We start from the raw sequence: 20,409 nt of genomic DNA, 5'->3' as shown, positions 1-20,409 counted from the left end.
GTAAGACCCCTTGAAGACTACAAGGTTGATAGGGCTAAGCTGTAAGTGCTGCAAAGCATTCAGGTGATAGTTACTAATAGGTCGAGGGCTTATCCAATGTGCGCAAGACGAATGAAGCGTGGAGATTTACATCCACATTCACGAGTATGCGGCATCTACGACAGTAGATGTGCTGGTAGGTTTGATGTTTTATCTACAGAATAAACATATGAGCAGTATTCAGTGAATGTTCAGAACCATGGAGTTTTCCATGGTTCTTTTTTTGTTTCGATTTATGCAAAATGTGCTATTATTGAAGCGACTATATACGATTCCTGTATATATGAGGAGTACATGATGGATACAGATAATCTGAAAATCTACCTCGAAATCGCGCGGCTGAAGAATATCAGTGCTGCGGCGAAAAGTCTCAATATGACGCAGTCGACGGTGAGCCGCCGGCTCCAGATGCTGGAGGAGGAGATGGATACCCGCCTGGTGATACGAAACCGTGGCGTCGAAAACATCGCCTTGACACCCGCTGGTGAACAGCTGGTGCCGCTCTCAGCTCAGCTTCTCCGCATGGAGAAGGATATGCTGCAGCTCGGCCAGCACTCGAAGAAGAACCGTCTTCGGATATCCGTGCCGGACAGCATCATGTCCTATAAACTGAAGCCGTTTTTTCGCCGCCTGGTCGAGGAGTTCCGCGATTCGGGGATCACACTGATGATGTCGGACTCCATTCCGATCAGTGAGATGGTGCGGGACCGTCAGATCGACATCGGCATCACGAATAATATCGTTCCCTTCGCTGAACTCAAGAAGCATGAACTTTTCAGAGAAAGCTATGTGCTTGTGACGCACGAGAAGAAGGAACGTCGAGAGGGTGAAAAAGTTCATATGAAAATGCTGGATCCGGCTCATGAGGTGTATCATATTTTCTCGCAGGACTTCAATCGCTGGCATAACTACTGGATCCATCCGGGCAACGAAAAGGCACGTGTGAATCTCGCGCATGTCGCCATCGACTTTTTGACCGATGAAAAGGACTGGACGATTTTGCCGGAATCGGTTGCACAGACGCTGATTGAAGAACGGCGGGGAAATGACGATTTACATATGTATGCGTTGGCCCCGGATGTTCCAGAACGTGTCGCCATCGCGGTGACGAATCGGAATGCCGGACAGGAGACGGCACGCCTGACGGACGAGGTGATACGACTGCTCAAGCTGTGGCTGGCAGGGGAGGATGTGTAGACGGGCATGTACTGGTAGCGATGAATCTGGTACAGCTAAGTGCTTTCATCGTTTTCAGCATGAACGGTGATACTCCTATATGGAAGAAAGGCGATGCAGCATCGTGGCTGCAGAAAGGAAGGTAATATGGCAGAAGCTTTAAAGGAACGGAAAGACATGGATCCGGCATATCAGTGGGATCTGTCAAGCTTATATACGGATGATGCGGCATGGGAGACGGCGCTTCAGGGACTCGATGAGTGCATCACGAAAACGGCGGCGTTCGAGGGAACGCTGACGACGGCGGAGGCGATCCGCGCCTACTTCGATGCGAGTACCGAGCTCGGCGGTCAGCTGTCGGATGTTTTTTCGTATGCGTTTATGCGGAAGAGTGAGGACACGCGGCAGGAGGCGGCACAGAGTATGTACAGCCGCGCGTATGCGAAGTATGTGCAGGCGGAGACTGCGCTGAGCTTCGCAGAACCGGAGATACTGTCGCTGCCGGAGGAGACACTCCGGGCTTTTACAGAGGCAGAAGTGCTGAAGCCGTATCACTATCAGATGGTGAAGCTGCTTCGCCAGAAGCCGCATACCCTGAGCGCAGCGGAGGAGAAGCTGCTGGCAGGGCTCGGTGAAGTGATGGCGGTGCCGAAGAACGTAGCGGATAATCTGCAGGACGCGGACCTTCTCTTCGATGCGGTGAAGGACAGTGCAGGCGAGGAGCATGAGCTGAACGGTTCGAACTTCATCCTGCTGGAGACCTCCCAGGATCGAACCCTTCGTGAGAATGCGTTTCGTAGCTTCTACAAGAGCTACAAGAATCACATCCATACATTTGCAGCGGCGTATGCCGGCCAGGTAAAGGCGGATATCGCCGAGGCGGGGATGCGGCACTACGAGTCTGCGCAGGCGATGTATGCTTTCGGAGAAGGCGTTCCGACCACGGTTTGCGACCATCTCATCGCGGCGGTACATAAGTGGATGCCGCTCATGTATCGCTATGTGGCCCTTCGAAAGAAAATTCTCGGGGTATCCGAGCTTCACTACTATGATCTCTATGCGCCGCTCTCTGCAGGTGTGCAGCGCAGCTACAGCTATGAAGAGGCGCAGTCGATGATCCTGGACGCGATTCGTCCGCTCGGCGACGACTATCGCGCGACGGTCCAGCGTGGATTTCGGGAGCATTGGATCGATGTATATCCGAACCGGGGCAAGGAAGGTGGCGCGTACTCGAACAGCACCTACCGCTCGAAGCCGTACATCCTCACGAATTTCACCGGGACGCTCGACGCGGTGTCGACGATCGCGCATGAGATGGGCCACTCCATGCACAGCTACCTCTCGAACCACCACCAGCCGCAGCAGAGTGCCGACTATACCATCTTCGTCGCCGAGGTGGCATCGACGGTCAATGAAAACCTCCTGGTGGAAGATCTCCTCTCGCAGAGCGGTGATGACCAGGAGAAGATGGCGCTGTTGAATCAGTACCTCGAGGGCTTCAAGGGGACGGTGTACCGGCAGACGATGTTTGCTGAGTTTGAGAACCGAGCGCATGAGATGGCCGCGCGAGGGGAGGCGCTCCACGCGTCCTCGCTCAGTAAGCTCTATCGCGAGCTGATCGCGCAGTATTTCGGACCGGAGCTCGTGATCGACGAGGAGGTACAGTACGAGTGGGCACGGATTCCGCACTTCTATTCGCCGTTTTATGTTTATAAATATGCGACGAGCTACTCTGCTGCGGTGGCGATTTCTGACGCGCTGCTGCACGAGGGAGAAGCGGCGAGAAAGCGCTACCTCGCGTTCCTGTCGCTCGGTGGTTCGATGGATCCGCTCGAGGAGCTCCGCCATGCCGGGGTGGATTTCACGAGCCCGGCACCGGTGGAGGCCGCGCTTCGGAAGTTTGAAGAAGTGCTGGATGCGGCGGAGAAGCTGATCGCGGAGTGAGCGGCGAAGCGAGCTGCGTCTCGCGAAGATGTTAAGCTGTGCTCTCGGGACCTGTGTGGTCGATGGACAGAGGCAGCGATCATAAAATCGGGAATAGGATAAAACAGGCAGTACCGCTGAACACGGATGAGGAGACGGAAGTGTTCAGCGGTTTTTTAACGCAATTTCATCATAACCAGTACTGAAAAAGTTTTATTATTTCTAAAAATCATGTCAAATAATGCTTGCATAACTATGCGTCGATGGATAGAATAGTTTAAAGCTTTTATGTGGTGGTGGTTTAAAGCGTTTACATGTGGTTAACGACTTTGCACATCATATGAAAGCGAATAGGGGTAAAGAAAGAAGGAAACAGAAATGAAAAAAACACTAGCAGGATTATTCCTGAGCTGTGTGCTGGCAGCATCTCTCGTTGCATGTGGCGGATCAAAGGATTCCGCAGGCACAGCTCCATCCAGCAACCCTGCCTCTGCAGGTACAGAAACAGCGGCAGCTGCCACTGCTACGGGCGATAAGGTTGTACGTGTGGCGACGGTAGATCCACAGGTCGCACTCGACCCACAGCAGTATACGTACAGTATCGTCATGAAGATCACGGATAACGTGATGGAGTCGCTGCTGACGACCTCGAAAGAGGGTCTCGAGCCGACACTGCTGACTGCGATGCCGACGATTTCCGATGACAACTTGACCTACAGCTTCGAGCTGCTTCCGGATGTGAAGTTCCATGATGGAACCACACTGAAGGCATCGGATGTAAAGTATTCCTACGAGCGTCTGGTTAAAATGGCGAAGATGGCGACACTGCTCGAGAATGTCGAGGGCTATGAGGCATTCAGTAATGGTGAGGCTGATGAACTCTCCGGTATTCAGGTACAGGACGATACACATTTTACCATTAAGCTTAGCAAGCCATATGCACCGTTCCTTTCTGTTCTGTCAACTGCGTACTGTGCTATTTATCCAGAGGCTGCCTGTGAGGCTGCCGGAGATAACTGGGGTATGAGCACCCTGATCGGTACCGGTCCATTCAAGCTGGACAGCTACCAGACTGGTGTTGGTGTTACTCTTTCACGTTTTGATGATTATCATGGTGATGTTGCGAAGCTGTCTGGTGTGGATTATAAGTTCATCGAGGATGTAAATACACAGGTACTCGAGTTCCAGAAGGGCAATGTTGACTACGTAGATGTTGACCCGTCCATCTATCCGGTATACTCCAGCAATCCGGAGCTGAAGGATGAGATGCACGGCTTCCAGCCGATTGGTAACTATAGCCTGACCTTAAACTCAAAGACCTTCCCGGATCCGAAGGTAAGAGAAGCGATCGCACTCAGTGTCGATCGTAAGTCAATCTGTGACAGCATTCTGCATGGCACAGCAACGGTACCGACCTCCTACATCCCGTCCGGTATCCTCGGTCACGATGACAGCCTTCCAGAGTTCGAGTATAACCCGGAAAAGGCGAAGGAGCTTCTGGCGGAGGCTGGTTATCCGGATGGCATCGATCTTCGCGTAACTGTAAATACGAAGTATGCGGGCAATGTAGCCATCGCCACTGCATTTCAGCAGCAGGCGAAGCCGGCCGGCATCCGTGTAGAGGTAGAGCAGGTGGACTCTGCGGCATGGTCTGACATGAAGAAGAACGGTGGTGTAGACTGTGGTATTAGTAACTGGTATGTAGATTATACTGACCCGGAGAGCATGCTCTATCCGATGACAAAGACCGATACCAACTCCAGCTTCTGGCACAACGCTGAGTTCGATCAGCTCCTCGAGGATGGTATCGCAACGACCGATGATGCAAAGCGTCAGGAGATCTATGCGAAGGCAGAGCACATCATGACCAGAGAAGACTGGGCGACGACACCGCTGTATAACGAGACGAAGTTCTACTTATTAAACTCGAAGATCACTGGATTCCAGATGGATTTCACCTTCCGTATGTTCTGGAAGAACGCAGATATTCAGTAATGAAACGTTGATCGCACTTCGATGAAACTTCCGCAGAACATGCTGGAACGATGATCGAAGTCCATGAAAGTGAATTACATTTTTCAGAGAACAGGGGGCTGTGAATGTCTACAGTCCCTCTTTTCTCTTATATTTAGGAGAAAAAGCATGGTTTCTTATACGGGAAAACGTCTGCTGCAGACAGTCTTCGTACTGTTCGGCATCAGCTTGATCACGTTTATTCTTCTTCAGGTCGTACCGGGCGATCCGGTAGCCCTGATGCTTGAAAAACGTGCCGATCCTGAAACAATCGCCAAGGTACGCAGCCAGCTCGGTCTGGATCTGCCGTATCATGTGCAGTATCTGAATTTTATCAAGGGCGCGATTCATCTGGATTTCGGAACGTCCTACTTTACGAAGGAAGCAGTAACCGATGCACTCATCCGCAGCTTCAAGGTGACCGCGAAGCTCGCCTGCATGTCCTTCGTTTTTGCTGCCATCATCGGTATTCCGTGTGGCATTTTCGCAGCCGTACAGAGAGGCAAGGGCATCGACACCGTCGTTATGGTACTGGCGATGATCGGTGTCTCGGCACCGGCCTTCTGGGTAGCGATCATCTTACAGATCGCCTTCGGCTTAAAGCTCAACCTTCTCCCGATTTCCGGCTTCGATACGCCGGCGTCGTACATCCTTCCGAGTATCGCGCTGGGTGCACGTTACGCGGGAAGTATGGCGAGAATTACGAGAACCAGTATGCTCGAGGTGATGGGACAGGATTATATCCGTACCGCGAAGGCGAAGGGTGTCAGCCGCTGGTCCGTCGTTATGAAGCATGCGCTGAAAAATGCGATGATTCCGATCGTAACACTCGTCGGAACGGATTTCGGTTATATGCTGACCGGATCTATGCTGATTGAAAAGGTATTCTCCATTCCGGGCATCGGAAAGCTCGCGGTCGATGCAATGTCGAACCGTGATCTGCCTCTCCTGGAAGGTACAGTAATGTATATTGCATTTGTGTTCGTCATCGTCAATCTGATCGTCGATCTCTCCTATGCATTTCTGGACCCACGTATCCGTTATGGGAAAGGAGCGGCTTAAGCGATGGCAAAAAAAGTATTTGGATTTTTTAATAAACAGAAGCAGTTCGAACAGGACATCACCGAGGGCGGCATGCAGTACTCCAGCTTCTACGGGGATGCGCTGCACCGCTTAAAGAAGAATAAGATGGCGATGTTCTGCGCCGGTCTCTTACTGATTCTTATCCTGATCGCGATTCTGGCCCCACTGATCTCACCGTATGATCCGAACTATCAGGATTATAACGCGGTACTCGGAGAGCCATGTAAAGCGCATCTTTTCGGAACCGATGAGTACGGTCGTGATATTCTCTCACGTATCCTCTATGGTTCCAGAGTCTCCATCAGTATCGGTATCGTCGCACAGATCGTCGCATCGATCGTCGGCATCGCACTCGGATCCCTCGCCGGTTACTATGGTGGATGGCTCGACAATGTGATTTCCCGTGTGATGGAGATCTTCCAGGCCTTCCCGGATCTGATCTTCGCGATGGCCATCATGACCTTCATGGGCAAGGGCGTGCTGAACCTCTTCATCGCGCTCGGACTGCTCACCTGGGTACGTACTGCACGTATGATTCGTGCATCGGTTATGCAGCTGAAGGAAAAGGAGTATATCGAGGCGAGCCGCGCCTGTGGCGCATCGACCTACTGGATCATCATGAAGGGACTGGTTCCGAACTGTCTCTCCACGATCATCGTCCTGGTCACCCTGGGTATCCCGAATGCCATCATGTATGAGGCATCCCTGAGCTTCCTCGGTATCGGTATCCAGCCACCGACCCCATCCTGGGGCAACATGATCAGTGCCGCACAGACCTTCATCAGCTACCGTCCGGTATACAGCATCATGCCGGGTGTTGCGATCATGATCACGGTGATTGCATTTAACATTTTCGGCGATGGTCTGAGAGATGCACTGGACCCGAAGTTACGTGGATAGGAGGCATGAGAGATGGCAGATAAAATTTTACAGGTAAAGAATCTGAAAACCTACTTTCATACCGAGGCCGGCCTCGTAAAAGCGGTCAATGATGTTTCCTTCGATGTGGAGAAAGGAAAAACGCTGGGTATCGTAGGTGAGTCCGGCTGTGGAAAGAGTATGACTTCTCTTTCCATCATGCGACTGATCGAGAAGCCGGGGCAGATCGAGGGCGGCGAGATCCTCCTCGAGGGAAAAGATATCGTAAAGATGTCCGAGGATGAGATGCGTAAGATCCGCGGCAAGAAGATCGCGATGATTTTCCAGGAGCCGATGACCTCCCTGAATCCGGTGTTTACCATCGGACAGCAGCTCATCGAGGCACTTCTTCTGCATGAAAACATGACGAAGAAGGAAGCGAAGGAGCGTGCGATCGAGATGCTGAAGCTCGTGAAGATCCCGCTCGCAGAGCGTCGCTTCGACGAGTACCCGCATCAGCTTTCCGGTGGTATGCGTCAGCGTGTGATGATCGCGATGGCACTGTGCTGTAATCCGGAGCTCCTGATCTGTGACGAGCCGACCACGGCCCTCGATGTGACGATCCAGGCGCAGATCCTCGATCTGATCAATGAGCTGAAGGAGAAGACCGGTACCTCGGTTATGATGATCACCCATGATCTCGGTGTCATCGCCGAAGTGGCGGATGATGTCATGGTTATGTACGCCGGCCAGGTGGTCGAGAAGGCAAGCTGTGACCAGATCTTCGATCAGCCGATGCATCCGTATACCGATGGCCTGATGAAGTGTATTCCGAAGCTCGATGACGATGACACGAAGGAGCTGAGTGTCATCAAGGGTATGGTCCCAAGCTTCGACGATATGCCGGCGGGCTGCGCCTTCTGTCCGAGATGTCCGGAGGCACGCGAGATCTGTCGCTGTAAGATGCCGGAACTCGTGGATGTAGAAGGTCGTAAGGTACGTTGCTTCAAATATACGAAGGAGTGGGAGGAGAACGTCTGATGAGTGAAGTAAATGAGAAGACGCCGCTTCTGGAGGTACGGAATCTGCGTAAGCTGTTCCCGGGAAAGTCGTCCTTTTTCCAGAAGGATAAGGCCTGGATCAAGGCGGTGGATGGCGTATCCTTTACGCTGAATGCGAAGGAAACACTGGGCGTGGTCGGTGAGTCCGGCTGTGGCAAGTCCACGATGGGACGCTCCGTCCTTCGATTGATTGAACCGACGTCCGGTGATATCATCTATAGAGGAACAGATTTTTCGAAGGCCAGCGGTGCAGAGCTTCGAAAGCTGCGTTCAGAGATGCAGATCATCTTCCAGGATCCGTATGCATCACTGAACCCGCGTATGACGGTCGGTGAAGTCATCGCAGAGCCGCTGAAGATTCAGAAGCGTTATAAGACTGAGGCAGAAATCAGAGCACACGTGCTGAAGGTGATGGAAGTCGTCGGTCTGAATACGAAGTACTACAATCGTTATCCACACGAGTTTTCAGGTGGTCAGCGTCAGCGTATCGGCATCGCCCGTGCGATCGTGCTGAACCCGTCTCTGGTGGTGTGTGATGAGCCGGTTTCCGCGCTCGATGTATCGATTCAGTCACAGGTACTGAACCTGCTTCGTGAGCTGCAGGAATCGATGGGCATGGCCTACATCTTTATCTCTCATAATCTGAGTGTCATCAAGCACATCTCGGATCGTGTGATGGTTATGTATCTCGGTCATGTCGTGGAGCTCGCGGATAAGAAGGAGCTGTTTGACAATCCTTCTCACCCATATACACAGGCTCTGCTGTCGGCGATTCCGGTACCGGACCGCCATGCGAAACGAAAGAAGATTCTGCTTCAGGGCGATCTTCCGAGCCCGGCGAATCCACCATCTGGCTGTGTGTTCCATACACGCTGCTTCATGGCACAGGACATCTGTGCAGAGCAGAAGCCGGAGCTGAGAGATATCGGAAATGGACACTTATGTGCATGCCACTTCTGTGGCGGCGCATGTGCTCAGGCTGAGAAGTCTGAAGAAAATAAAGAGATTTTATGAAGAAAGGAAGGGTAATAGTATGAAAATCACGAACATCAGAACCTACAAGATGCAGGTTCCGCTGGTACGGCCGTTCCGCATCGCACTGGGGCTGATCACCCATGCTGAGAGCTGTCTCGTCGAGATCGAGACCGACGCCGGAATCCTCGGATATGGAGAGGGATCTCCGGGACCACTAATCACCGGTGAGAATCTGGCGGGTACGGTTGCGACGATCGAGAAGCTGAAGGCGGATCTGATCGGCATGGATCCATGTGATATCGAGGCGATCTATACCGTGATGAATCGTGCGGTAGCCCATGCCGGCACGGCGAAGGCTGCCATCGATCTGGCATGTCATGATATTATCGGTAAGTGTGCCGGTATGCCGCTCTATAAGGTACTCGGTGGTTATTCCGATGAAATCGTCACGGATATGACCGTCGGCATCGACGAGCCAGAGGTGATGGCCGCACAGGCGAAGGCACATGTGGAAGCCGGTTTCGATACCATCAAGACCAAGGTCGGCACAGATTTCGCAAGTGACCTTGCGAGAGTACGTGCGATTCGTGAGGCGGTCGGTGATGATGTGAAGATCCGTCTCGATGCAAACCAGGGATGGAAGGCGAAGGAGGCGGTCGAGCTGATCCGTCGTCTTGACGAGTACGATATCGAGCTCGTAGAGCAGCCGGTTCCGCGCTTCGATTTCGATGGACTGAAGTATGTCACTGCAAACAGCTCCGTACCGATCATGGCCGACGAGAGCTGCTGGGATTCGAAGGATGCACTCCGCCTCGTTTCCGAGCGTGCCGTGGATTTCATCAACATCAAGCTCATGAAGTGCGGTGGCCTCTATGAGGCGAAGAAGATCAATGCCATCGCCCAGGCAGCCGGTGTCGAAGTGATGCTCGGCTGCATGACAGAGGAGAGTGGTATCGCCATCAACGCTTCTGCTGCCCTCGGTGCGGCACTGAAGAACATCACGCGTGCAGATCTCGATGCAACCTTCTCACTGAAGCAGCTTCCGTTCGAGGGAGGACTTGCGGTGAAGGATACCTGTCATCTCGTGCTTTCTTCTGAGCCTGGTCTCGGAATCACAGGCCTTCATAAGGAGATGCTTTCATGAATCGAATGACAGAAAACGGCCGAAAGCAGCTCGAAGCGCTGGTTCATGAGGTGATGAAGGACGGGCAGGCACGCGGTATCGCGGTCGGGATCGTCGATTCAGACGGAAAGATCCAGTATGAGCAGTACTTCGGCTATCGTGATGAAGAAAAGAAGCTTCCGATCAACAGGGATACGATTTTCGGTATGGCCTCGGTGACGAAGTCCTTCACCGCACTTTCCATCATGCAGATGCAGATGGACGGACTTTTATCTGTCGATGATCCGGTTTCGAAGTATGTTCCGGAATTCACCAACAAGAATCAGAGCGCACCGGTCAAGCTGTGGCACCTTATGTGCCACAGCGGTGGCTTCTTCCCGCTGCCGCGTATCGTCATCGATAAGACGGCGCAGGAGATGCAGATCGAGGACTCCCTCGAGAATGAGCTGATCTATCGCGACGATTTCGCCGAGGAGGGCGTACGGCGCGTAGCCGAGCGCCTGGATGCACAGACGCAGTTCACCGGACGTCCGGGACAGCGCCTCAGCTACTGTAACGACGGTTTCGGCTTACTGTCCGATATCGTGCGTCGTCACGGAGGCTATGGCTCCTTCGCAGAGTACCTCGATCAGAAGATCCTGAAGCCGCTTGGTATGACGCGCAGTAACATCAGCTTCATCCGCAATACCCTCGATGAAAATGCAGCGACCCTGTACTCGCTGGAGAAGGATGGCTGGAGAGCGGACCGAGATTATCAGAATGATGCCTTCGTTCTGCATGGCGGTGGAGGCATGAAGTCTACGCTCGGAGATATGCTGAAGTATGCGACGATGTACCTGAATGAGGGTGCAGCCGCAGACGGAACGCGTATCATCGACCGCTATTCGATCCAGGAGATGGTGAAGCCGCGTCAGTTCATGAAGCCGGGCGTGTACTACGGCTATGGACTCGAGTGCAAGCAGGTGGAGGATCGCACGATCGTGGAGCATGGTGGAAGTCTTCCAGGTGTTTCCTCGAACTTCTCCTTCTGCCCGCAGGAAAATGTCGGCGTCGTGGTGCTTTGCAACACGATGGATGTTTCCGTAGCAGCGATCGCCGATGCAGCGATGCGCGTATACTTCGGCCTCGATGCAGAAGAACCGCTTCCGGAGCATGCGGAGCGTAGCTGGACGGAAGAAGAAGTCGCAGAGCTTGCCGGTGAGTATGTATCCGGTGAGGGTGACGCGTTCAGTCTGAAGGCAGAAAACGGCAGCTTATCCATGACGATGAATGGAAAGCCGACAGAGCTTCAGTCGGTATATGCATGGCAGGGTATGGTACGAAAGAAGTATGCAGATATCTACCTGACCGCCATCCGTGATGAGGAAGGTCATGTCTATGCCGCACATTACGGCAGCCGTATCTTCCCGAAGATGTAAATTATAAGAGTTTAACGGAGGCACGCGTTCCCAGTGAACGTGTGCCTTTGTTATTTCGTGAGAAATGCAAAAGCGCATCGCTGGTTGACGGTCTGTTTTTGCAAGTGTCGTAAAAATGTCGTAAATGAAAATCAGCGCATGAAAAAAGCCGGGAATGAAATCATTCCCGACCGGATGGAGAGTACAGGACTCGAACCTGCGACCCCTTGCGTGTGATGCAAATGCTCTACCAGCTGAGCTAACCCTCCAAACAAACATGATTTTAGCACGCTGAAATCAAAAAACAAGCAGTTCCGTAGTCGATTGCTGGTTTTTTTATGCGCGATACGGTATAATACCTTCACTATGATTTTAAATATTGCAAACCTTAATAAGACATACGTTGGAAAACAGATTTTAAAGGGCGTCACCTTTCATATCGAGGACAAGGAAAAAGCGGCGATTGTCGGGATCAATGGATCCGGCAAGACGACGCTTATTAAGTGTATTCTGGGCGAGGAGGAGCCGGATGACTCCGAGACGGTAATCGCTCTTTCGAAGGGAAAGAAAATCGGTTATCTCGCGCAGCAGCACGCCGATATGCCGGGGGCAGAAGAAGATATCCCGACGGATTTCACGGATGCGAAGGCCCTCGCGATGAAACAGGAGATCGAGGCCTTCGGTGATGATTTCGATACCCTGTCCGGAGGTCAGAAGACCCGGAAGCGCCTCGAGGAGATCCTCCTCACGAAGCCGGACCTGCTCATCCTCGATGAGCCGACGAACCACCTCGATATCGAGTCGATTCAGTGGCTTGAAAAGGTGCTGAAGCGCTACGACGGTGCGGTTCTGCTCGTCTCCCATGACCGGTACTTCCTCGATCATGTCGTGACGAAGATTATCGACCTCGATAACGGAAGAGCCCGCATGTACCGCGGCAACTACTCCGAGTATGCCGAGAAGAAAAAACAGATCCGGGATGCGGAGCTGAAGGCCTACTATAATCAGCAGGCGGACATCGCGCACCAGCAGGCGGTCATCGATAAGCTGAAGCAGTTTAACCGCGAGAAGTCCATCAAGCGCGCGGAGTCCCGTGAGAAGGCTCTCGCAAAGGTGGAGCTTCTCGATAAGCCGGAGGAGCTCGATAATGAGATGCGGTTAGCATTGACCCCGCATCTCCAGTCTGGAAACGATGTGCTGTCCGTGAAGGAGCTCAGTAAGTCCTTCGGCGAGAAGACGCTGTTCTCGAACATTTCCTTCGAAATCAAGCGGGGTGAGCATGTTGCGGTGATCGGTGCGAACGGTACCGGTAAGACCACGCTCCTCAAGATTCTGAACGAGCAGGAGCCGGCGTCGACCGGCAGCTTCAAACTCGGTACGAATGTCGAGATCGGTTACTACGATCAGGAGCATGCCGTGCTCCATATGGAGAAGACCATCTTTGACGAGATTCAGGACGACTATCCGTACCTGAACGATACGAAGGTGCGGAACGTTCTGGCAGCCTTCCTCTTCCGTGGAGACGACGTATATAAGCGCATCGGCGATCTCTCCGGCGGCGAGCAGGGCCGTGTATCTCTCGCGAAGCTGATGCTCAGTAACGCGAACTTCCTCATCCTCGATGAGCCGACGAACCATCTGGATATCCAGGGCCGTGAGGTGCTGGAGGACGCGATCCGGAACTACGAGGGCACCGTGCTCTACGTGTCCCACGACCGGTACTTCATCAACAAGACCGCGACCCGTATCCTCGAGCTCTTCGAGAACCGCTTCGATAACTACATCGGCGACTACGATTACTACCTCGAGAAGAAGGAGGATGTCCGGAAGTACGGTGGCTCTGTACTGGATGTCAATGCAAACAGCCAGAAGCCACGTACCTCCGCGGTACCGAATCCTGAAATCAAGTCGGAGCAGAAGACCGACTGGGAGCTGCAGAAGGAGTATAAGAAGAATCTTCAGAAGCTGCAGCGCGATCTGAAGTCGACGGAAGAAGAGATTCAGAAGCTCGAGGCCCGCAACGAGGAGCTGGACGATGACTATATGAATCCGGACATCGCTGCCGACGTCGGACGCCTCATGGAGCTTCATAAGGAGCATGAGAAAAATGATGCCCGCCTCGGGGATCTCTATGAAAACTGGGAGACCATCTCGGAACAGCTGGAAGAGCTGAAGCAGCAGGAACCGGGGAATTAAATACATGAAATAAAACAGGAGACGATGGCCGATGCCATCGTCTCCTGTTTTTATGTCATATATTTATCCGATCATCAGCGATCCGACGACGATGCCGAGGTAGGTGCCGACGACATAGCCGAAGGTACCGACGAGCATGCACGGGCCGACAAGCTTATTCCAGCCCTGAGCGATCGCCATACCGGCTGCGGTGGTCGGGCCACCGATGTTGGCATTGGATGCAAGGATGATCTCCTCGAGGGAGCCACCGATGAGCTTACCGCCGATGAAGCAGAAGAGCATGTTGACGATCACCATCAGGAGGCAGAAGACGAGAAGCAGCGGTGCCTGCTGGATGATGAGCGGGATCGATGCCGGCACACCGATGACGAAGAAGAACAGGTAGATGAGGTAGGTCCCCAGCTCCTGCGCGCCATGCATGGCCTCCGCCTTTTCCGGAAGAACGGTGGCGAACAGCATCGCGACGGTCGTGATCCATACATACTGGCTGCCGAAGAAGGTGTTCAGCATATTGAGGAACCAGTTTCCGGTCGGAATCGCTGTAGAGAGCACACCGGCGATGGCCTTTGAAATCGTCACGACGATGATAGAGAAGGCGAAGTCGATCGCGATATCCCGAAGAGAAATTTCCTTCCGTCCCCAGTACTTCGCAGCGAGGGTCTTGCCCTCCTCGGCGTCTGTACCATGCGCGAGGACGTGATCGATGTGCGGATGCGGATAGTGCTTTCGGAGCCATGCGTTGCCTGCAAACGCGATGAGGATCATGAAGTAGATCGCCATATTCAGATTATCGGCGACGGTCGCCGCAGAAATCAGGGTCTGGTCCACATGGAAGGCGTCGGCGAGGGCCGTGAAGTTGACACCGCCGCCGATGTAGGAACCGGTCATCATCGCTGCCACATATGGAAGATTCGGGATGAACTTCCCGAGGATGAGGACGCCGAGCACTGCGCCGGCCACCGTGCCGAGGGCACCGATCAGGAAGATGCCGAGCATCCGTCCCGTTTCCTTCCAGATCTTCGACAGGTTCACCTGCAGAAGCAGCAGCGGAATCGCCATCGGCACCGCGAAGCCCCAGACCACATCATCGAAGATCGGCGCGCTCGCCGGGATGATCTTCAGGTTCGTGAGCAGCAGTGCACAGATCAGGGCAATGATGGCACCGCTGATCTTACTGGCCCATGCGTAGGTCTGCTCCATCCAGATGGAAAATGCGACCACCAGCACCATGATGCTCATCAGCACCCAGGTGTTATCTGCGGAAATGAGTGTGTTCATCGTGTTATCTCCTAAGCTATAAATTTCACGTAAGAATCATGATGTTTCTCATTATATCGCAGGCGGAATCATGCGTAAAATGATGATTCTATCTATTAATTATGCAGAATGGCTTAATTTTTATGGTACAATGAAATCATACTGAAAACTTGATCTGCAAAGGTGCATCTGCGTTCACATCGCATGATATCCACCAGCGCAGACATGACGATGGAAGATGGAGGAAATCATATGCTGCCATTTGTTTATTATGCACCGACGAAGGTGGTGTTTGGTCCGGATACGGCAAGTGAAACCGGAAAGCTTGTGAAGGAGCAGGGCGCGACGAAGGTCCTGATCCACTATGGAAGTGAGCGTGTGAAGAAGTCTGGGCTCGTACCGATGATCGAGCAGCAGCTCGCGGAAGCGGGCATCGGCTATGTCGAGCTCGGCGGTGTCGTACCGAACCCTCATCTCAGTAAGGTCTACGAGGGCATCGAGCTCTGTCGGAAGGAGGGCGTCGACTTCATCCTTTCCGTCGGTGGCGGTTCTGTCATCGACTCCGCGAAGGCCATCGGCTACGGACTTGCGGATGAGACCGCAGGTGATGTCTGGGATTTCTATGATTTCAAGCGCCAGGCGAGCGCATGCACCCCGCAGGGTGTGGTACTGACGATTGCGGCGACCGGCTCCGAGATGTCAAATTCTTCCGTCATCACAAAAATGACGGAAGAGGGTGGCATCAAGCGTTCCTACAACACGAATCTCGCGCGTCCACGCTTCGCTATCATGGACCCGAAGCTCACGATGACTCTGCCGGAGTACCAGACCATGTCCGGTGCGGCTGACATCTGTATGCACACGATGGAGCGCTACTTCAACAACGGCGGCTCCATGGAGCTGACGGATGCGATTGCCGAGGGCCTGCTTCGCACCGTGATGGCCAATGCACACATCATGATGTCGGATCCGACAAACTACGACGCGCGCGCAGAAATCATGTGGGCCTCCTCCCTCAGCCATAACGGCCTGACCGGCTGTGGCACGGATGGTGGCGACTGGTCCTGCCATCGCCTCGAGCATGAGCTCGGCGGACTCTATGATGTCGCACACGGCGCCGGTCTCGCGGCCATCTGGGGCACCTGGGCACGCTACGTGTATAAGTATAATCCGGCCCGCTTCGCAAAGTTCGGTGTCAATGTACTCGGTGTCGAGGCAGGAGCAGACGACGAAGAGACCGCACTCCGTGGCATCGTAGCGATGGAAGATTTCTTCCGTTCGATTCATATGCCGACGAACCTTCGTGAGCTCGGTGTAAACCCGACCGACGAAGAGTATAAACTCCTCGCAGAAGGTTGCTTTAAGGCCACGAATGGAGGCATCGGTTCGATTCTTAGACTGAAGCTCGAGGATATGGAGAAGATTTACCGACTGGCATATTAAAAAAGATGTATCGAAAAAGAGCCCGCGTCAGCGACTGCTGATGCAGGCTCTTTATTAAGTGCGTCTGGCGGCGCACGATTTTTTCTTACTTTCCATGCTCCCAGTAATCATCGACCAGCTGGATGAAATCCTTAGCAGCTTTGCTGAGATAAGTGTTCTTCTGGTAGCTAACACAGACCTTCCAGCTCGGATGTGTCGTGAGACTATAGAAGCGGACCCCTTCCGGCTGCTTTTTTACATAGTGGTATGGAATGAGGGCACAGGCCATCTTCGCACTGACCATGGATAGAATCGTTGCGTTATTCGAAGTTTCAAACAGAACCGTCGGGCTGAAGCCGGCATCATGAAAAATCTGATCCACGGTTTTACGAATCGTCGATTCCTTATACATCATCACGAACGGCTCGTAACGGAACAGCGAGAGAGGAACCTCCGGATACTGTGCATCTGTCTGCAGATATTCATCCGGGAGCGGATACTGCTCAGGTAGAGCCAGAAAGATTTCTTCATCGAACATATCGATGTACTCGTCGTTGGTTTTCTGCTGTTCGGAGATCGTGACGAAGCCGATATCCAGTTCACCTTTGTGGATTGCTTCCTGCTGCTTTCGTACACTGAGTTCGCGTGGTTCGATCGTAAAATCCGGATACATGTCATGAAACTTCGGATAGACATATGGAAACATATCGGAGCCCCGCCCCGGTGTCATGCCGACAGAGAGAAAGCCACGATGGGTGTCAGCCATATCGGCGATCAGCGTGTAGGTTTTCTGCTTGATGCGGAGCATCTCACGCGCATTTTCGACATAGACATTGCCCTCCGGGGTCAGTGTCTAGTCTGATTTGTTGCGTACGAACAGCGGAGCGCCCAGCTCCTTCTCGAGCTTCTGAAGCTGCTGAGAGAGAGCAGACTGCGTGATGAAGAGCTTCTCTGCAGCACGGGTGATGGATCCCTCATCGGCGATTTTAATGATGTATTCGATCTGTTTTGTATCCATAAATAGTAAACCTACGGTGTTAGGAAAACTAATCCTGCATTTATATTAATTAATTTTACTAACATATTTTAACGCAATATAATGAGCATATCAAGTGAATGAGCAATCGCTTTTAACCAAAGTAAGGAGGAAAAAGCATGGCAAATAGATTATGCATTCAAATCACCGAGCGTGATAACGTCGCCATCGCCATCCATGATGTGCCGAAGGGTACCGAAGTCATGCCGGGCGTGGTCACCGTGGAAGACATCCCACAGGCACATAAGATCGCGCTGAAGGCACTTCCGAAGGGATCCGAAGTCATTCGCTACGGTGTGGTGCTCGGCACGACCGCAGAGGATATCCCGGTCGGCGGCTGGATCAATGAGAAGAACCTCATCATGGCACCGGCACCGGATCTCGATCAGATGGAATTTGCGACGAACATCCGCACGGACCTTCCGAAGCCGAAGCGGACGACCTGGATGGGCTATCGTAATCCGAACGGTGGTTACGCCGGCACCCGGAACATCCTCGGCATCAACACGACCGTGCAGTGTGTTGCGGGTGTGCTCAATGTTGCCATCCAGCGCATCAAGCGGGAGATCCTGCCGAAGTATCCGAACGTAGATGACGTCGTCGCCATCAATCATCCATATGGCTGCGGTGTCGCCATCGATGCACCGGATGCCTACATTCCGCAGAAGATCATCCGCAACATCGCAACCCATCCGAATTTCGGCGGCGTATTTATGCTGGTTGGTTTAGGCTGTGAGAAGTTTACCGTCGACCGTTTCTGCGAGTGGTGGCCGGAGCTGAATAACGAGGACAATGTCATCGTCCTTCAGAACTATAAGGGATACCAGGCCATGATGGATGCCATCTGCGAGATGGCAGAAAAGAAGCTGCGGATTCTGAACGAGCGGAAGAGGGAGGAACTGCCCCTGTCCGACCTGCTCGTCGGCATGCAGTGCGGTGGTTCGGATGCATTCTCCGGTATCACCGCGAATCCGACAGCCGGTTATGCCGCCGATCTCCTCGTTTCCGGGGGCGGAACCGCGATGTTCTCCGAGGTAACCGAGGTGCGTGATGGTGTACAGTTCATCGCCCATCGCTGCATCAACGAAGAGGTAGGGAAGCGTCTCGTGGAAGAGATGAAGTGGTACGATAATTACCTGAAGAAGGGTGGTGTCGACCGTGGTGCGAACACTACACCAGGGAATAAGAAGGGTGGCCTCTCGAACATCATCGAGAAGTCCATGGGCTCCATCGCAAAGTCGGGCTCGTCCCCAATCGTTGAAGTTCTGTCCCCTGGCGACAAGCCGACGAAGCACGGCGAAATCTTCGCAGCGACACCAGCCTCTGACCTCGTCTGCGGACCGTCTCAGCTCGCCTCCGGCATGGGCCTCGAAGTATTCATGACCGGACGTGGCACACCATACGGACTCGCCGCAGCACCAGTGATCAAGCTCTGCTCCAGAAACGAAATGAAGGAACAGTGGCCGGATATCATCGACTTCAACGCAGGCCCGGCTGCCGTCGGCGACCGCACCATCGCAGAACAGGGCGAAGAACTCTTTGACTTCATCCTCGACGTCGCCTCCGGCATCAAAAAGCCATACACCGAACAGTACGGCTTCGCCAACGACCTCTGCGTATTTAACCCCGCGCCGATCACGTGAGATAAGCACTGGTTTTATTCACTACCTTAATTCGTTTGCACCGGTGCCAGGTGCTCAGCCCAGTACGCGCGTACCATGGCGATGAAATCCTTTGCGGCGTCGGTGAGGTACGCACCTTTACGGTAGGTGATACAGAGATCCCAGGTCGGGTGATTCGGTAATACGAAGCATCCGATCTTGGGATTTTTTTCGTCTGCGTAGTAGCGCGGTACGATTGCGCAGCAGAGACTGGCTTCCACCAGGGTCGGAAGACTGGCGGTCGAGTTTGTTTCCATGAGGATCGTCGGCTCGAAGCCGGCATTCCGAAAGATATCATCGGTGATCTGGCGAGTGGTCGATGCGTGGGAGAGTACCACGAAAGGCTCGTACTGCAGGTCCCTCAGATTGATGATCGGAAGCTCCGAACCACGGAAGGAGTAGCGATCGCAGAGTGGATGCTTTTTCGGCACCAGGACACACATCTCCTCAGAGCCGATCGTCAGGTAGTCGTCGGTCGTCCGCTGATCCTCCCGCAGGGTGACGAAGCCGAGGTCGATGTTCCCGACTTTCAGCTCCTGCTGCAGATTCGTCACACTCATTTCCTGTGGACTGATGCGCAGTTCACTATATTTGTCGTGGAGTGCAGGATAGATCTGTGTGAACATGCGAATGCCGCGATTGGTCGTCAGACCGATCTTCAGCTCGGATTTTCCGGAGTGCGTGATATTGTAGATTTTCTTATAGGTATCCTGCTTGATCAGGAGGGCTTTGCGGGCTCCCTGCAGATAGGCTTCCCCGGCTTCGGTCGGGTGCCAGTCGGTGCGGGAGCGCACGAAGAGCTGTGTGCCTAACTCCTTTTCCAGCTTGAGAAGCTGTTGATTCAGGGCCGACTGGGAGATGAAGAGATTCTTTGCGGCTTTCGTGATGTTATTCTCCTTCGCGATTTCAACCATATATTCGCATTCCCGGAAATCCATGCGTTCCTCCTTAGATGAAATATTCATTACATATCGATGATTCAACGTAAGTTTTCCTAATGCTATCATAAGCAAAACTAAAAGTAAAACTTATTAAAACACATGAAAACAATAAGTTATGCTTAGTATACCATAAGAGTTACGAGCTTTACTAAAAAATCTATGAATTTTATACTTTCCATATAAGAAGTACAGAAACCATCGATCATTACAGCGAAGAGCTGCAGATTATGTAAGCATTTGATCCTGCA

The 20,409-nt window shown here is 52.9% G+C and carries 16 protein-coding genes, 1 tRNA gene and 1 rRNA gene; 13 read left to right on the top strand and 5 right to left on the bottom strand.

From position 1 onward, the window contains the following. From ACTQ52_RS06505 to ACTQ52_RS06460, 10 genes are all read left to right on the top strand, one after another. A 23S ribosomal RNA gene (locus tag ACTQ52_RS06505) occupies positions 1 to 97 on the top strand; the annotation flags it as partial. A gap of 236 nt (positions 98 to 333) precedes the next feature. Then, positions 334 to 1,236 carry a LysR family transcriptional regulator gene (locus tag ACTQ52_RS06500; protein ID WP_441982120.1) on the top strand — a complete coding sequence of 301 codons (903 nt, stop codon included), beginning with the start codon at positions 334 to 336 and terminating at the stop codon, positions 1,234 to 1,236. 126 nt (positions 1,237 to 1,362) lie between these two features. Then, the gene (gene pepF / locus ACTQ52_RS06495) at positions 1,363 to 3,159 is read left to right on the top strand and encodes an oligoendopeptidase F (protein ID WP_441982119.1); all 1,797 of its coding nucleotides are present in this window, start codon (positions 1,363 to 1,365) and stop codon (positions 3,157 to 3,159) included. Positions 3,160 to 3,516: 357 nt separating this feature from the next. Continuing rightward, a complete protein-coding gene (locus tag ACTQ52_RS06490) occupies positions 3,517 to 5,133 on the top strand; it encodes an ABC transporter substrate-binding protein (RefSeq protein ID WP_441982118.1) in 1,617 nt (538 codons plus the stop codon). A 147-nt stretch (positions 5,134 to 5,280) separates the two neighbouring features. Further along, positions 5,281 to 6,213 carry an ABC transporter permease gene (locus ACTQ52_RS06485; RefSeq protein WP_441226210.1) on the top strand — a complete coding sequence of 311 codons (933 nt, stop codon included), beginning with the start codon at positions 5,281 to 5,283 and terminating at the stop codon, positions 6,211 to 6,213. Between the two features lie 3 nt (positions 6,214 to 6,216). Further along, positions 6,217 to 7,134: an ABC transporter permease gene (locus ACTQ52_RS06480; RefSeq protein ID WP_410042341.1), complete on the top strand. Its 918-nt coding sequence runs from the start codon at positions 6,217 to 6,219 to the stop codon at positions 7,132 to 7,134. 12 nt (positions 7,135 to 7,146) lie between these two features. Continuing rightward, the gene (locus tag ACTQ52_RS06475) at positions 7,147 to 8,133 is read left to right on the top strand and encodes an ABC transporter ATP-binding protein (protein ID WP_441226209.1); all 987 of its coding nucleotides are present in this window, start codon (positions 7,147 to 7,149) and stop codon (positions 8,131 to 8,133) included. Then, on the top strand, positions 8,133 to 9,167 hold the full coding sequence (locus ACTQ52_RS06470; RefSeq protein WP_441982117.1) for an ABC transporter ATP-binding protein: 1,035 nt from the start codon (positions 8,133 to 8,135) through the stop codon (positions 9,165 to 9,167). The genes ACTQ52_RS06475 and ACTQ52_RS06470 overlap by 1 nt, the downstream gene beginning before the upstream one ends. A 19-nt stretch (positions 9,168 to 9,186) precedes the next feature. Continuing rightward, complete coding sequence (locus ACTQ52_RS06465) at positions 9,187 to 10,272, top strand: mandelate racemase/muconate lactonizing enzyme family protein (protein WP_441226207.1); 1,086 nt, start codon at positions 9,187 to 9,189, stop codon at positions 10,270 to 10,272. Next, positions 10,269 to 11,669: a serine hydrolase domain-containing protein gene (locus ACTQ52_RS06460; protein WP_441982116.1), complete on the top strand. Its 1,401-nt coding sequence runs from the start codon at positions 10,269 to 10,271 to the stop codon at positions 11,667 to 11,669. Before ACTQ52_RS06465 ends, ACTQ52_RS06460 begins: the two co-directional genes overlap by 4 nt. A gap of 175 nt (positions 11,670 to 11,844) precedes the next feature. On the opposite strand, the gene ACTQ52_RS06455 is transcribed toward ACTQ52_RS06460, so the two are convergent. Further along, positions 11,845 to 11,917, bottom strand: a tRNA-Val gene (locus ACTQ52_RS06455). Positions 11,918 to 12,014: 97 nt separating this feature from the next. On the opposite strand from ACTQ52_RS06455, the gene abc-f reads away from it, so the two are divergent. After that, positions 12,015 to 13,844, top strand: a complete 1,830-nt coding sequence (abc-f, locus tag ACTQ52_RS06450; RefSeq protein ID WP_441982115.1) for a ribosomal protection-like ABC-F family protein — start codon at positions 12,015 to 12,017, stop codon at positions 13,842 to 13,844. 63 nt (positions 13,845 to 13,907) lie between these two features. On the opposite strand, the gene ACTQ52_RS06445 is transcribed toward abc-f, so the two are convergent. Next, the gene (locus ACTQ52_RS06445) at positions 13,908 to 15,122 is read right to left on the bottom strand and encodes a DUF819 family protein (protein WP_441982114.1); all 1,215 of its coding nucleotides are present in this window, start codon (positions 15,120 to 15,122) and stop codon (positions 13,908 to 13,910) included. A gap of 231 nt (positions 15,123 to 15,353) precedes the next feature. On the opposite strand from ACTQ52_RS06445, the gene ACTQ52_RS06440 reads away from it, so the two are divergent. Next, a complete protein-coding gene (locus tag ACTQ52_RS06440; RefSeq protein WP_441982113.1) occupies positions 15,354 to 16,544 on the top strand; it encodes an iron-containing alcohol dehydrogenase in 1,191 nt (396 codons plus the stop codon). Between the two features lie 85 nt (positions 16,545 to 16,629). Here ACTQ52_RS06440 and ACTQ52_RS06435 read toward each other — a convergent pair whose 3' ends face one another. Next, positions 16,630 to 17,331, bottom strand: coding sequence for a LysR family transcriptional regulator substrate-binding protein (locus ACTQ52_RS06435; RefSeq protein WP_441982112.1), 702 nt, complete (start codon positions 17,329 to 17,331; stop codon positions 16,630 to 16,632). Positions 17,332 to 17,376: 45 nt separating this feature from the next. After that, positions 17,377 to 17,541, bottom strand: coding sequence for a LysR family transcriptional regulator (locus tag ACTQ52_RS06430; RefSeq protein ID WP_441982111.1), 165 nt, complete (start codon positions 17,539 to 17,541; stop codon positions 17,377 to 17,379). A gap of 137 nt (positions 17,542 to 17,678) precedes the next feature. On the opposite strand from ACTQ52_RS06430, the gene ACTQ52_RS06425 reads away from it, so the two are divergent. Then, positions 17,679 to 19,202: a UxaA family hydrolase gene (locus ACTQ52_RS06425; protein ID WP_441982110.1), complete on the top strand. Its 1,524-nt coding sequence runs from the start codon at positions 17,679 to 17,681 to the stop codon at positions 19,200 to 19,202. A gap of 26 nt (positions 19,203 to 19,228) precedes the next feature. Here the strand turns inward: ACTQ52_RS06425 and ACTQ52_RS06420 are convergent, their stop codons facing one another. Then, the gene (locus ACTQ52_RS06420) at positions 19,229 to 20,158 is read right to left on the bottom strand and encodes a LysR family transcriptional regulator (RefSeq protein WP_441982109.1); all 930 of its coding nucleotides are present in this window, start codon (positions 20,156 to 20,158) and stop codon (positions 19,229 to 19,231) included. Positions 20,159 to 20,409 lie beyond the last annotated feature (251 nt).

The sequence above is a fragment of the Oribacterium sp. Sow4_G1_1 genome, from assembly GCF_052116105.1.
Taxonomy (GTDB): domain Bacteria; phylum Bacillota; class Clostridia; order Lachnospirales; family Lachnospiraceae; genus Oribacterium.
The sequence above is the reverse complement of the archived record's forward strand: the minus strand, read 5'-3'. Positions and strand labels throughout refer to the sequence as shown.